Origin of the sequence: Photorhabdus viridis (genome assembly GCF_040256935.1) — a bacterium.
GTDB lineage: Bacteria > Pseudomonadota > Gammaproteobacteria > Enterobacterales > Enterobacteriaceae > Photorhabdus > Photorhabdus viridis.
The window spans coordinates 99,267-111,133 of record NZ_JBEJZY010000013.1 but is presented as its reverse complement, the minus strand read 5'-3'; the positions used below and the strand labels follow the sequence as shown (position 1 = coordinate 111,133).

Genomic DNA, 11,867 nt, shown 5'->3' with positions numbered 1-11,867 from the left:
AAGTGACTCCGCAATAAAAAGCTGTGAAAAACCCGCTTCTCTTAAACTGGAAATCGGGTATCTTTCTGTTTCGGTCAGTTGTGTATAGGCCATAGTGCATTTTCCTTTGGCGGGAAAGATGCCTACTACAGTCTCCTTTTTGTCTGCGTGTGGCGGTGAGCCGACAATTGATTTTTCAAGTAAGGTGGCGACGCAAGAATCCGTCAAGAAGATGAAAGAAAATTTGTCTCCTGAAGATTCCAAAAGGCTTGATAGGGCTATTATGAAAATAGGGATGCAGGCGGCTTTTGTGTCAGGTGATGATGAGCAGAAGATGCAAAATTTACTGAAAGAGAAGTTAAAAGGCAAGACTGCCAAGCAGATCATTGCACTAGGCGAGAAGAAGTAATTACCAACAAAAACCCATCGTGAAGTGTAAGGGCTTACTGGTTAAAAAATCAGTAACAAAATTTAATGTTAGGTGCTTAAATATATAGGTTTAAACATTAGTTAACTAAATACATATAGGCACTTAAATGAAAAAAGTATTGAAATGGATAGGAATAATATTTGTAGTTTTAATTGTCATTGGGATCATTGCCGACAATGATGATGAAAAACCAACGGAAAAAGTTTCTGTTTCCTCCGGTGAGTCAAAATCAAACAAATCAATTTCTTTGTCACAAAAAGAAGCTGAGTTTATTAATGTTGCTATCGAAGATGATGCGAATGTAGCCTTTGAAGGTGGAGACTCTATGTTTAAGCCTGACATTATCTTCGTGACAGCTAGCGAATTACAAAATGACTATTCCGCTAACGAGGCAAGAGGTGATAAAACCTACAAAGATAAGAACCTCGTCATTACTGGTATGGTGTCATCTATTGATTCTAGTATTGGTGACATCCCTGTTGTTACTTTAAAAACGAACGATATGTTTAACAGAGTTCATGTTAGATTTAAAAAACAATACAGGGATGCTGCCATTGATTTGAATAAAAACCAAAAAGTTGCTTTTTTCTGTAAAGGTGATGGCGTGATAATAGGATCACCTACGGTAAGTGACTGTACTCCTGTTGATGTAGCGAAAAGCGATTTTATCAACCAGCAAAAGCAGTATGTTAATAAGGCTATTGATGGTGATAAAAGCGTACCAAATGATATAAAAACTATCATCATGTTTGCAAAAGTTGCAGGGGAAAAAACTAACGACTTTGCTAATTGCAGCAAGATAGATAAGAAATGTGTTAATTCTGTAGGGCCGCTGATGCAAAAAGTATTGAAAAGTAAAGAAGAAACTCCGATCATGAAAGAGTTAAAGGAAAAATTAAGTATAAGTAATTAAAAAACAGCCCCGTGAGGGGCTTACTTTTTGTTATCTAACTGATTTTGCTTATCTTTCATCTCTTCGATAGATTCAGCTAGGGACGGCTCAAATAATCACCTTTTCTTACATTATTGTGTGGGTTATTATTAACCAGTTAGCGAGCATTAAGGAGGCATCATGAGCAATACAGTTTACAAAGCACATTTCGGTGATCGACAAACTAGTTTTGTTGTAAAAGTCACACATGATGACGTATGGATTGGTGAATGTGATGAGCTTGGCCTTGTTACGGAAGCTAAGTCATACGATGAATTGACAGAGCGAGTGTGGGAGATAGCTCCCGAACTATACGAGATGAATGAACTTGGTAGTAACCCTGATGGAATGAAAATTAGTTTCGTTCAGGAACAATCTTACGATTCAAGGATGGCGCTCTGATATGGGATCTGGTTTGTATCCACAACTGAAAGAAATCTTATTGGCGCGTGGATGCTATTTTGTTAGACAAGGAAAAGGTAGCCATGAAATATGGCGTAGCGACATAACCAATAAAGCATTTAGTGTGCCATATACAATAGTCTCCAAGCATACCGCTAATGCAATTCTGAAACAGGCTGGCATTAAAGAAAAGATCTAATGATTTACTCGTTGCCTGTATGGGAAGCCCTTTACGGGGCTTTTGTAGGCAGCAATGGGTGGATCATTATATTTGGGCGTGTTAGATTGCTTGTCCGTAAGATGCGCTGAAAAGTGCGTGGCTCTTTAAAAACTTTCTGCTCTTGTCAGTGTAGGAGCATCTTCCTGAAAATCAGGATCACGCGATACTGTTATCGTACAGAGTGAAAAACTACGTTCTTAAAAAATAAAATTCAGGTATGCCGAAAGGTGTACGTTAGCTTCATATAATCAACTATATATACGATTGCATATGGCAATCATTAGTTGAATCAAAAATTTAATTCTTAAACCGAACGATGTGGTATGTCATTGTCCAACCAGGCAGCCATGTTTCTATGTGCTAAATGGTTGCGGTAAAGTTCGGCCATTATTTATCTCACAATCTAATTTTATGTAATTAACCCCATGTAATTTTCTTGCATGGGGCTTTTGCGCATGGATTTTTTCTAAATTTCATCTAATCAACAAAAGAAAAAAGCCAGTATTTTCGCTACTGGCTTTTTATGGAACCTTTTTAAGGGGAAAATAAATATGTTTGATATGAATGTAGCAAATAATAACCTTCTTGTCATTGCTGGAGTAGAAATCACCACAGATACGGAAGGGCGCTTTAACCTGAATGCGTTGCATAAGGCGAGTGGTGGTAAAGATACTAAACGACCCAAGACTTGGCTCGAAACAAAACAGGCTCAGGAGCTTGTTGAGGAACTAAGGCAGAATTCCGCCTTAGGTCAAGAAGTGCTCAAAGTTCAAAAAGGCGGTGTGAATACAGGCACTTTCGCTCATGAATTGTTAGCTATTTCTTACGCTGGCTGGATTAGTCCATCGTTCCAATTACAGGTCAATCAGACATTTTTTGATTATCGTACTGGTAAGTTGGCACCCGTAGTAGTTGACCCAATGCAGGTATTGAATGATCCTGCTGCTATGCGAGGGTTGTTGCTGACTTACACAGAGAAAGTGCTCACCCTTGAGAGCCAGGTTGAGGAAATGCGTCCTGATGTTGAAGCGTATGACCGTATCGCTAAAGCTGACGGTAGTATGTGCATCACTAATGCAGCTAAACATTTGCAGATTCAGCCTAAGTTGTTGTTCAAAACTCTGTCTGAGAAACATTGGATTTACAAGCGTGCCGGTGGAAGAAGTTGGCTTGGGTATCAAGATAAAATCCAACAGGGTTTACTTGAACATAAAGTAACTATTGTTACTAAAGACGATGGTACAGAAAGAGTGTGTGAACAGGTTTTAGTTACTGCCAAGGGTATAGCCAAAGTATCTAAGATTCTGAATAACGCAATAGTTTAACGAATCGAATATCTAACACCGCTTAGTTGCGGCTTTTTTTGTTGCAGGTACTGTATGGACTTACTCAGTGGTTTTAACACTACAACGACAGCCTCAGTAATAACCCGCTCTATTGGTGAGTTTCAGTTTGACTGTGTGACTATTGAGAATCACGAGTCGAGTTTACGCATTACTGAAAACCCGATTGAGTCGGGAGTGGCAATAGCAGATCACGCCGTTCTTGAGCCGAAAGAAATCACAATTACGGGGGTAATGGTTGGCTATGAACCGCCGCAATATTCAAAAGATGGTTTCCCAGACGTGCGATGGTTCTGCCGAGTTTTCTCTGACATTGCGTGAGATATTCATTGTTGAAACTCAGACAGCAAAAGGGCTGAATGTGAAAAAATCGCCTAAAAAGAAGCAGATGGGTAGACAGTCATTATAGCAAATGTATAACTAACAGCTATACACTTAACTGTAGCTACTCGCATTTCATTTGGCTCATATTAACTGAAAATGAAATTATCTTCTCCGCACAGGCTGGTTATCTTTTTTGGGTCTACACCTAAAACATATTTAGGTGGGTTTAGTTAAGGGTGGCGTCCCCTGCAGGGATCGAACCTGCAATTAGCCCTTAGGAGGGGCTTGTTATATCCATTTAACTAAGGGGACAATATCCGCATTATAACTGTTTTTCTTTCCTAAGATAAGGTGTTATGAACTGTTTGCCTATTTAGCAACCACTCAAATTGAGTACCATTCAAGTTGAATTGTCAGTAATATTTATACTGTTGATGATCATCGGTGGGTAATGTACAAATTGATTTGCCGGATCTAAGAGGTTATTACTTGGAGAAATGTATGATGTATCGTTTGGGTGGAGTCGCTCTTACCGCCGCATTGTTGGTGGGGTGTGCCAGTTCATCTAATACTGTTGAGCAGGGGCGTTCAGACCCTTTGGAGGGTTTTAACCGTACAATGTTCAACTTTAATTATGATGTTCTTGATCCTTATATTCTACGTCCGGTTGCGGTTGTATGGCACGATTATGTACCAATGCCTGCCCGAAATGGTTTGGGTAATTTTCTAAGTAATCTCGAAGAGCCGGCTAGCATGGTAAACAGTTTCTTACGTGGTAACCCGTATCAGGGAATGAAGCATTTTAATCGTTTTTTCCTGAATACCATTTTTGGGATGGCCGGGTTGATTGATGTTGCAACTATGGCAAACCCTAAGCTGGCAAAAGAAGAGTCGAAACGCTTTGGTAGTACTCTGGGCTATTATGATGTGGGATATGGTCCTTATGTCGTATTGCCGGGCTATGGCAGTTTCACTCTACGTGATGAAGGGGGAAATTGGGCTGATATGACTTATCCAATGCTAAGTTATCTGAATATCTGGATGTCAGCTGGTAAATGGGTATTTGAAGGCATTGAAACTCGTGCTCGTTTACTGGATTCTGATGGTTTGTTGAAGAATTCATCAGATCCATACCTGATGATGCGCGAGGCTTATTTCCAGAGCCATGATTTTATGGTAAGTGACGGTAAACTGGAAGCCACGAAAAATCCAAATGCTGAAGTATTACAGGATGAGTTGGACAGTATTGATTGATAGTTGCTTCTGGTTTAACTCTATAAATAAAAAAGGATAGCAGCAAGACTATCCTTTTTTAGGCACTACATATTATCAGAATGCGTAGTTGAAGTTTACACCATATAACCAGGCAGAACCTTTCGCATCAAATTCATATGGCTTATTGGTTGGATCAGGTTTTTCAGACAATTTCTCTTTAACAGTGACTTTCTGACCATGCATATAAGAAACGCCTACATCAACAGACATGTCTTTGTTAAACGCGTAAGTTGCACCAGCACTCAACCAGAAACGGTCCTGATCAGGAATAGAGATAGAACGGTTTTCAGCAGGAATCGGGCTGTCATCAAAGGCGATACCAGTGCGGAATGTCCAATTGTCATCGTGATAATAAGTTGTACCTAAAGCAATCCGGTAGGCATCTTTAAAACCTTCATGTTTACTGAACAGGACTGAACCGTCTTTATTTCTGGTGCCTTTCAGTTCACTAAACTCACTCCAGCCTGTATATGCCAAGCTATAGTGGATAGCCCATTTAGGTGCTACGCGGTTGTAACCGGAAACTTCCCAGATATCTGGTAAATTCAGGTCTAATTTACCGCCAATGGTTTGGCCGCCGGTGGCAGGTAAACCTATTCTGTTCCCTATAGCAACAGGTATGTCATTTTTATAGTCACCGTCTTTAAATTTGACTTTAACTTTAGAACGGTAAGTCAGGCTGTAGCGGTTATTTTCATCCACTTCGTACATGATGCCTGCGTTCCAACCATAGCCCCAATCTTTGCCTGACAGATTAGCAACTTCATCAGTTGGTTTTATTAGGCCGTTCAGTTTATGTGACAGAATACCCGCATGGCGGACGATTTTCGCATCAGCATAAACGGCGTTCAGTCCCAAACCAAAGCTGAAGTTATCGTTCAGTCGATACGCACCGCTCAGGTTGAAGTTCAACGTTGTCAGATCAGTTTTACCGCCGATAGGGCCTGCTTCATAGTTATTGCTAAAATCAGTAGCCAGACCGAAGTTAGTGGTGACCGAAGTACCAACAAACCATTGATCATCAATCGGCATAATAAAATGCAGATTAGGTATCCATGCGGTAGGCGCAATGTTTTTAGCGTTGGTACTTTTACCCGTCATTGGTGATTTACCTGTAATATCAACATCTGGGTTGATATAGACGGCTCCAATAGAAAATGAGGGACGATCAAACAGAGTCATTGCTGCTGGGTTACGGCTGCCTACAGTCGCGTTATCAGCAACAACGCCTTCCCCGGAAAAAGCCCGGCCCAAAGCCGAAGTAGAAAATTCATTTAACTGGAAACCGGCAGCGCCAGCATTGGATGAAATTATAGCCACTGCAACCGCTAATGCTGAACGGGTGAACAGGTTTTTCTGGCTCATGACCAAAACCCTCTTGTTTATTATTTAACTATGCCACTTATCTTAGCAAGGAGCGCAGGATTGTAGAGTCGGTTTGTCTTGATGACAAATCAGACCAGTCGTGAAGTATAGGTCTGATAACAGTTGGTGTTGCAAGAATGTTTTTAAAATATGACCAAATTGATATCAAAAACGCGACTCAGTTAACAAAAAAATGATTTTGAGTGTTAATAAAAACGTTTAAAAACGACTTTTTGAGATCAGATTTCGACGAGATAAATATACTCATAGTAGAGTAGGCGCTGATTCTCCTGTGGTAAGAGAGGTAAAATATTAAGATAGATTATTAATACTTTGGGAATGAAAATATGGTTGATGTAATGAACTGGTATGGCACAGAAAAAACCGCCGCTTGCCGCTGCGTGTTTTGGGTAAATAGCAGAGTGTTTTTACTGAGTCCCGCCTTTATTGTTATTTCTTTTTATCGCTTGCGAACATGCTCTAAGAAGCATTGAAATTATTTAGCTATTAAATAAATTAAAGTTGAGCTTCCTCTCATTTTTAGTTTATTCAGGTTTGCTATTTATAAACATTACGCTAACAATGATCTATCAGGTCAGACCTGTCCAGGTCGATTAAAAGATTTTTTCAGTAATTTGATTGAGTTAACGATAATCTTTCAGGAGCCGTTATGAGTCGTCCTTTAACAAAAGTGACACAGCAAGGTGATCGTATCGCTATTGTCAGCGGGCTACGTATTCCATTTGCTAAACAGGCAACATCGTATCACGGCATACCGGCTGTGGATTTGGGTAAATCAGTCGTCAGCGAATTGGTGGCCAGGAGTGGTTTACCCCCTGAAAAGATTGATCAACTGGTATTTGGACAAGTAGTGCAAATGCCTGAAGCGCCAAATATTGCCCGTGAAATCGTTCTTGGTGCAGGGTTGAGTGTTAATACTGATGCTTACAGTGTATCCCGTGCATGTGCGACCAGCTTTCAGGCGATTGTTAATGTGGCTGAAAGCATTATGGCCGGTACGGTGAATATCGGGATTGCTGGTGGAGCAGATTCCTCTTCTGTACTGCCCATTGGTGTGACTAAATCCTTGGCCCGTACTCTTGTGGATATGAATAAGGCGAAAACCTTATCACAGCGTCTTAAGTTACTTAGCCGCCTTAAATTTCGTGATTTATTGCCTGTATCTCCGGCGGTAGCGGAATATTCTACAGGTCTGCGTATGGGAGATACCGCAGAACAAATGGCGAAAACTTACCGTATCAGCCGGGAAGATCAGGATGCATTGGCACACCGATCCCATGTTCTGGCGGCAAAAGCCTGGGAACAGGGGTTTCTGGTTGATGAAGTCATGACTGCTCATTTTCCTCCATACCGTGAAGCATTGCTTGAAGATAATAATATTCGTACAAATTCCGTATTAACTTCCTATGAGAAGCTGCGTCCGGCATTTGATCGCAAGTACGGCACTGTCACTGCCGCAAACAGTACACCGCTGACAGATGGCGCTGCGGCAGTCATATTGATGCGTGAATCTGTAGCAAAAGAGCTGGGAATGAAACCGCTTGGTTATCTGCGTAGTTATGCATTCTCAGCAATTGATGTTTGGCAGGATATGCTACTGGGGCCGTCATACGCGACGCCAATAGCGCTCGATCGGGCAGGTATTACGCTGAAAGATCTGACTTTAATTGATATGCATGAAGCCTTTGCTGCTCAGACACTGGCAAACTTGAAAATGTTTGCCAGTGATGAATTTGCCCGTAATAAATTAGGGCGTGCTCAGGCAATTGGTGAAGTCGATATGGATAAATTTAATGTTTTGGGTGGGTCAATTGCTTATGGGCACCCATTTGCAGCAACAGGGGCTCGTATGGTGACGCAGGTATTAAATGAGTTGCGTCGTCGTGGCGGCGGATGGGGGTTAACGACTGCTTGTGCTGCTGGTGGGTTGGGTACAGCTATGGTATTAGAGGTGGAATAATGACTCAGTCTCAGCATGACGCTGCAACCATCACTGCGGATGCAAAACAGACAGCTTCCGTTTTCAGTTTTGATATAAGACCGGACAAGATCGGCGTTATCACTATTGATGTTCCGGGAGAAAAGGTAAATACGCTGAAAGCAGAATTTGTTGATCAATTTCTGCATGTTTTCAAACAGGCTCAACAATCTTCCGGCCTTAAAGGATTAATTTTGATTTCCGGTAAGCCGGATACCTTTATTGCCGGTGCTGATATCTCCATGATCGCCGGGTGTAAAACTAAAGAAGAGGCACAAGATCTGGCTGAAAAGGGCCAGAAATTGTTTTCTCAAATAGCCAATTATCCTTTGCCTGTTGTAGCGGCGATTCATGGTGCTTGTTTAGGGGGCGGTCTGGAACTGGCGCTTGCATGTCATTGGCGTATTTGTTCACTGGATGATAAAACCCGTCTTGGATTACCTGAAGTTCAACTTGGGTTATTACCGGGCTCAGGTGGTACTCAGCGGTTGCCAAGATTAATTGGTGTCAGTTCAGCGTTGGATATAATTCTGACAGGCAAGCAATTACGGGCGAAACAGGCATTGCGGCTCGGTGTAGTGGATGACGCGGCGCCGTTGGATATTTTGCTGGAAGTCGCTGTTGAAAAAGTTAAAAAAGGCATTCCGGTGCGTAAACCTTTGCCATGGCAACAGAGATTGTTAGTTGGGCCGGTGGGAAGATATTTTTTGTTTAATATCGTTCGCAAAAAGACGTTGGCGAAAACTCGTGGGCATTATCCAGCTCCTGAGCGAATTATTGCTGTTGTCAAAGAAGGTCTTGAGAAAGGTATGACCCAAGGTTTACGGGCCGAGGCAACGGCATTCGGTGAATTGGCAATGACACGGGAATCTGCCGCTTTACGTAATCTGTTTTTTGCTGCAACTTCACTGAAAAATGAAACGGGTTCATCAGAGAAACCCGCGAGAATCGAACGAGTTGGTGTATTAGGTGGTGGTTTGATGGGTGGGGGAATTGCGAATGTAACAACCACCCGTGGCAAACTACCGGTGCGTATCAAAGATATTAATGAAAAGGGTATTAGCCAGGTACTAAAGTACACATGGGATTTATTGTCTAAACGAGTGAAGCAAAAACGATTACGCCCCGCAGAACGTGCTCAACAAATGATGCTGATTTCGGGAACGACGGATTATCGCGGTTTCGAACAGACAGATATTGTTGTTGAGGCGGTATTTGAGGATTTGTCACTGAAACAGCAAATGGTGGCGGAAATTGAAGCAAATACTAAACCAGAAACCGTATTTGCATCCAATACCTCTTCACTGCCTATCCATCAGATTGCAGAAAAAGCTCGACGGCCAGAGCAGGTTATTGGTCTGCATTATTTTAGTCCAGTGGATAAAATGCCTTTGGTGGAAGTGATTCCACATAAAGGAACCAGTGAAAAAACGATTGCTACCGCGGTTGCTCTGGCAAAGAAACAGGGTAAAACCGCTATAGTGGTCGGAGATAAAGCTGGGTTTTATGTGAACCGGATCCTTGTGCCTTATATCAGTGAGGCAGCGAATTGCCTGGTAGAAGGAGAACCGATTGATCATATAGATAAAGCACTAGTTAATTTTGGTTTTCCGGTCGGGCCGATCAATTTATTAGATGAAGTCGGCATTGATGTTGGCACCAAAATTATGCCGATTCTGGTAGAGCAGCTAGGGCCGCGTTTTGCCGCACCTGAATCTCTTGATGCGGTACTGAAAGATGGTCGTAAGGGCAGGAAAAATGGCCGTGGCTTCTATTTGTATACATCAGAAGCCAGAAAATTCTGGCAGTTTGGTAAGCGAAGCAAAAAGGTTGATAGCTCAGTTTATACTTTGCTGAATATTACACCTGAGTCGAGTATGATCTCTTCAGAAATTGCCCAACGTTGTGTGATGCTGATGCTTAATGAAGCCGTTCGTTGCCTGGATGAAGGGATTATCAGAAGCCCGCGTGATGGTGATATTGGTGCGGTATTTGGCATTGGTTTTCCACCATTTTTTGGTGGTCCATTCCGCTATATCGATAGTCTGGGTTGTGCCAGAGTGGTGGAGATTTTACGCAGGCTGGAAAGTCAGCATGGAGATAGATTTGTCCCTTGTGATCGCTTAGTGAAAATGGCTGAACAGAATAAAAATTTCTATCCGTAGTAACCTATTATTATATTTATGAAAAAATTGATTCCGGTGTTGCTGAGGCACCGGAATCATCTTTAGTATTTTTGCATAAAAAAAGATCTCTTTTAATTTCAAGCAATACCTATTGGGTTGTTGCTCAATCATTTTATTTGTTTTTGTTTTGAGTAGAATGCCTGCTGACCATACCTGAAATGTTTTTGTCATAATAATTTTTATTGTATAACTCAGGTTAGTTTACTGATATTTATTATCAGTAAGTTAACTGCGCTAACTCATTCATACGGTGGATTATGCAAGTTTTTATTATGCGTCATGGCGACGCAGCTTTGGATGCAATCAGCGACGCAGCCAGGCAACTCACTCCTCGTGGTTGTAATGAATCACAAGAAATGGCTCGTTGGTTGGCACAGCAGGAGCCTCAGATTGGCCTCGTATTGGTGAGTCCTTATATTCGCGCTGAGCAGACGTTACAGGTTGTTCGCAAATCCTTATCATTGCCGGATGGTGAAGAAGTGTTGCCAGGATTAACACCATCAGGTGATGCTGCTACGGTTAGCAGTTATCTACAGGTTCTTGCTGAACAAGGATATAACGCTGTTTTGGTTGTCTCCCACTTACCGTTAGTCGGCTATTTGGTTGCTGAATTATGTCCGGCAGAAACACCACCGATGTTTGCAACTTCTGCAATCACATGTGTGGATTTAGACAACCAAACTGGCAAAGGAACTCTTATCTGGCAGGTCAGTCCATCACAATTGGCAGCAAAGGCATGATAATTCAGCGATATATGAGATCATCAAGTTCGATAAGTATCAATAATGCGGCGTTGCCACCCCATTCTTTAGGTGCTTGGTGGAAGGCGATGATATCTGGGTGCTGGGCCAGCCATAGCGGGGTTTGCTGTTTGAGAATGTGTTTCCCGTGGCCGTGCATGACGCAGGCGCAGTAGACATGTTCACGGCGGCAAGCCGCGATCAACGCTCCAATTTCCTGCTTGGCTTGCATTTGAGTTAATCCGTGTAAATCAAGGAATAGTTCTGGTGAATAGTCACCCCGGCGTAGTTTTTTCAGTTCATAATGGTTTGCACCTTCCCTTACGTAACGGGTAGGGCCTTCTGTATCAAGGTTGGGTTGAAATTCATCAGAAAAATAATAGCTTGCATCAATTTGTTCTTGTTGTATTCGCTCAGGGGCAATATGGCTGGTCTTTTTTCTTCTGGGAGGATGTAAGACGGTATCCTGGTTTATGCATTTGGTTCCTGCTACTGATTCTTTAAACAAGCTAATTTCTTCCTCGTTTAGGGAATATTTATTCTTCATCATTGCTCAGTTAATCAAACTATTTTGTGATAAGTGTACTGCATCTTTTTAACTATTGAACCTGATTATATTAAATGAAACCTGATTTTACTTTGTTTGTGGCCTAAAAATGCTGACAAGAAAGTG

The 11,867-nt window shown here is 41.8% G+C and carries 12 protein-coding genes and 1 tRNA gene; 10 read left to right on the top strand and 3 right to left on the bottom strand.

What is annotated here, in order from left to right; translation table 11 throughout:
- Nucleotides 1-118 precede the first annotated feature (118 nt).
- From ABR397_RS07490 to ABR397_RS07465, 6 genes are all read left to right on the top strand, one after another.
- Nucleotides 119-388 carry a DUF6694 family lipoprotein gene (locus ABR397_RS07490; protein WP_350305178.1) on the top strand — a complete coding sequence of 90 codons (270 nt, stop codon included), beginning with the start codon at nucleotides 119-121 and terminating at the stop codon, nucleotides 386-388.
- A 127-nt stretch (nucleotides 389-515) separates the two neighbouring features.
- The gene (locus ABR397_RS07485) at nucleotides 516-1,322 is read left to right on the top strand and encodes an OB-fold protein (RefSeq protein ID WP_350305177.1); all 807 of its coding nucleotides are present in this window, start codon (nucleotides 516-518) and stop codon (nucleotides 1,320-1,322) included.
- A 159-nt stretch (nucleotides 1,323-1,481) separates the two neighbouring features.
- Nucleotides 1,482-1,742 carry a DUF1902 domain-containing protein gene (locus ABR397_RS07480; RefSeq protein ID WP_350305176.1) on the top strand — a complete coding sequence of 87 codons (261 nt, stop codon included), beginning with the start codon at nucleotides 1,482-1,484 and terminating at the stop codon, nucleotides 1,740-1,742.
- A gap of 1 nt (nucleotide 1,743) precedes the next feature.
- Nucleotides 1,744-1,941 carry a type II toxin-antitoxin system HicA family toxin gene (locus ABR397_RS07475; RefSeq protein ID WP_350305175.1) on the top strand — a complete coding sequence of 66 codons (198 nt, stop codon included), beginning with the start codon at nucleotides 1,744-1,746 and terminating at the stop codon, nucleotides 1,939-1,941.
- Between the two features lie 572 nt (nucleotides 1,942-2,513).
- A complete protein-coding gene (locus tag ABR397_RS07470) occupies nucleotides 2,514-3,287 on the top strand; it encodes a phage antirepressor KilAC domain-containing protein (RefSeq protein WP_350305174.1) in 774 nt (257 codons plus the stop codon).
- Nucleotides 3,288-3,341: 54 nt separating this feature from the next.
- Nucleotides 3,342-3,626 carry a phage baseplate protein gene (locus tag ABR397_RS07465; RefSeq protein WP_350305173.1) on the top strand — a complete coding sequence of 95 codons (285 nt, stop codon included), beginning with the start codon at nucleotides 3,342-3,344 and terminating at the stop codon, nucleotides 3,624-3,626.
- Nucleotides 3,627-3,866: 240 nt separating this feature from the next.
- Here the strand turns inward: ABR397_RS07465 and ABR397_RS07460 are convergent.
- A tRNA-Arg gene (locus ABR397_RS07460) sits at nucleotides 3,867-3,941 on the bottom strand.
- 189 nt (nucleotides 3,942-4,130) lie between these two features.
- On the opposite strand from ABR397_RS07460, the gene mlaA reads away from it, so the two are divergent.
- Nucleotides 4,131-4,883 (top strand): phospholipid-binding lipoprotein MlaA, encoded by a 753-nt coding sequence (gene mlaA, locus ABR397_RS07455; protein ID WP_350305172.1) that lies wholly within the window; start codon nucleotides 4,131-4,133, stop codon nucleotides 4,881-4,883.
- Nucleotides 4,884-4,958: 75 nt separating this feature from the next.
- Here the strand turns inward: mlaA and fadL are convergent, their stop codons facing one another.
- Entirely contained in the window at nucleotides 4,959-6,269 is a 1,311-nt protein-coding gene (fadL, locus tag ABR397_RS07450; protein WP_350305171.1) for a long-chain fatty acid transporter FadL, read from the bottom strand.
- A 670-nt stretch (nucleotides 6,270-6,939) separates the two neighbouring features.
- Here fadL and fadI point away from each other — a divergent pair.
- The 3 genes from fadI to sixA all read left to right on the top strand — a co-directional run bounded on the left by fadI (nucleotide 6,940) and on the right by sixA (nucleotide 11,194).
- Nucleotides 6,940-8,250 carry an acetyl-CoA C-acyltransferase FadI gene (fadI, locus tag ABR397_RS07445; RefSeq protein ID WP_350305170.1) on the top strand — a complete coding sequence of 437 codons (1,311 nt, stop codon included), beginning with the start codon at nucleotides 6,940-6,942 and terminating at the stop codon, nucleotides 8,248-8,250.
- On the top strand, nucleotides 8,250-10,433 hold the full coding sequence (fadJ, locus tag ABR397_RS07440) for a fatty acid oxidation complex subunit alpha FadJ (RefSeq protein WP_350305169.1): 2,184 nt from the start codon (nucleotides 8,250-8,252) through the stop codon (nucleotides 10,431-10,433). Before fadI ends, fadJ begins: the two co-directional genes overlap by 1 nt.
- 278 nt (nucleotides 10,434-10,711) lie before the next feature.
- Nucleotides 10,712-11,194: a phosphohistidine phosphatase SixA gene (gene sixA / locus ABR397_RS07435; protein WP_350305168.1), complete on the top strand. Its 483-nt coding sequence runs from the start codon at nucleotides 10,712-10,714 to the stop codon at nucleotides 11,192-11,194.
- 4 nt (nucleotides 11,195-11,198) lie between these two features.
- Here sixA and smrB read toward each other — a convergent pair whose 3' ends face one another.
- Nucleotides 11,199-11,741, bottom strand: a complete 543-nt coding sequence (gene smrB / locus ABR397_RS07430) for an endonuclease SmrB (protein ID WP_350305167.1) — start codon at nucleotides 11,739-11,741, stop codon at nucleotides 11,199-11,201.
- Between the last annotated feature and the right edge of the window lie 126 nt (nucleotides 11,742-11,867).

Coding starts and splice junctions, on each gene's coding strand:
- smrB (WP_350305167.1), bottom strand. CDS start 11,741: ATGAAGAATAAATATTCCCTAAACGAGGAAGAAATTAGCTTGTTTAAA.
- fadJ (WP_350305169.1), top strand. CDS start 8,250: ATGACTCAGTCTCAGCATGACGCTGCAACCATCACTGCGGATGCAAAA.
- fadL (WP_350305171.1), bottom strand. CDS start 6,269: ATGAGCCAGAAAAACCTGTTCACCCGTTCAGCATTAGCGGTTGCAGTG.
- ABR397_RS07475 (WP_350305175.1), top strand. CDS start 1,744: ATGGGATCTGGTTTGTATCCACAACTGAAAGAAATCTTATTGGCGCGT.
- ABR397_RS07490 (WP_350305178.1), top strand. CDS start 119: ATGCCTACTACAGTCTCCTTTTTGTCTGCGTGTGGCGGTGAGCCGACA.
- sixA (WP_350305168.1), top strand. CDS start 10,712: ATGCAAGTTTTTATTATGCGTCATGGCGACGCAGCTTTGGATGCAATC.
- ABR397_RS07485 (WP_350305177.1), top strand. CDS start 516: ATGAAAAAAGTATTGAAATGGATAGGAATAATATTTGTAGTTTTAATT.
- ABR397_RS07480 (WP_350305176.1), top strand. CDS start 1,482: ATGAGCAATACAGTTTACAAAGCACATTTCGGTGATCGACAAACTAGT.
- ABR397_RS07470 (WP_350305174.1), top strand. CDS start 2,514: ATGTTTGATATGAATGTAGCAAATAATAACCTTCTTGTCATTGCTGGA.
- fadI (WP_350305170.1), top strand. CDS start 6,940: ATGAGTCGTCCTTTAACAAAAGTGACACAGCAAGGTGATCGTATCGCT.
- mlaA (WP_350305172.1), top strand. CDS start 4,131: ATGATGTATCGTTTGGGTGGAGTCGCTCTTACCGCCGCATTGTTGGTG.
- ABR397_RS07465 (WP_350305173.1), top strand. CDS start 3,342: ATGGACTTACTCAGTGGTTTTAACACTACAACGACAGCCTCAGTAATA.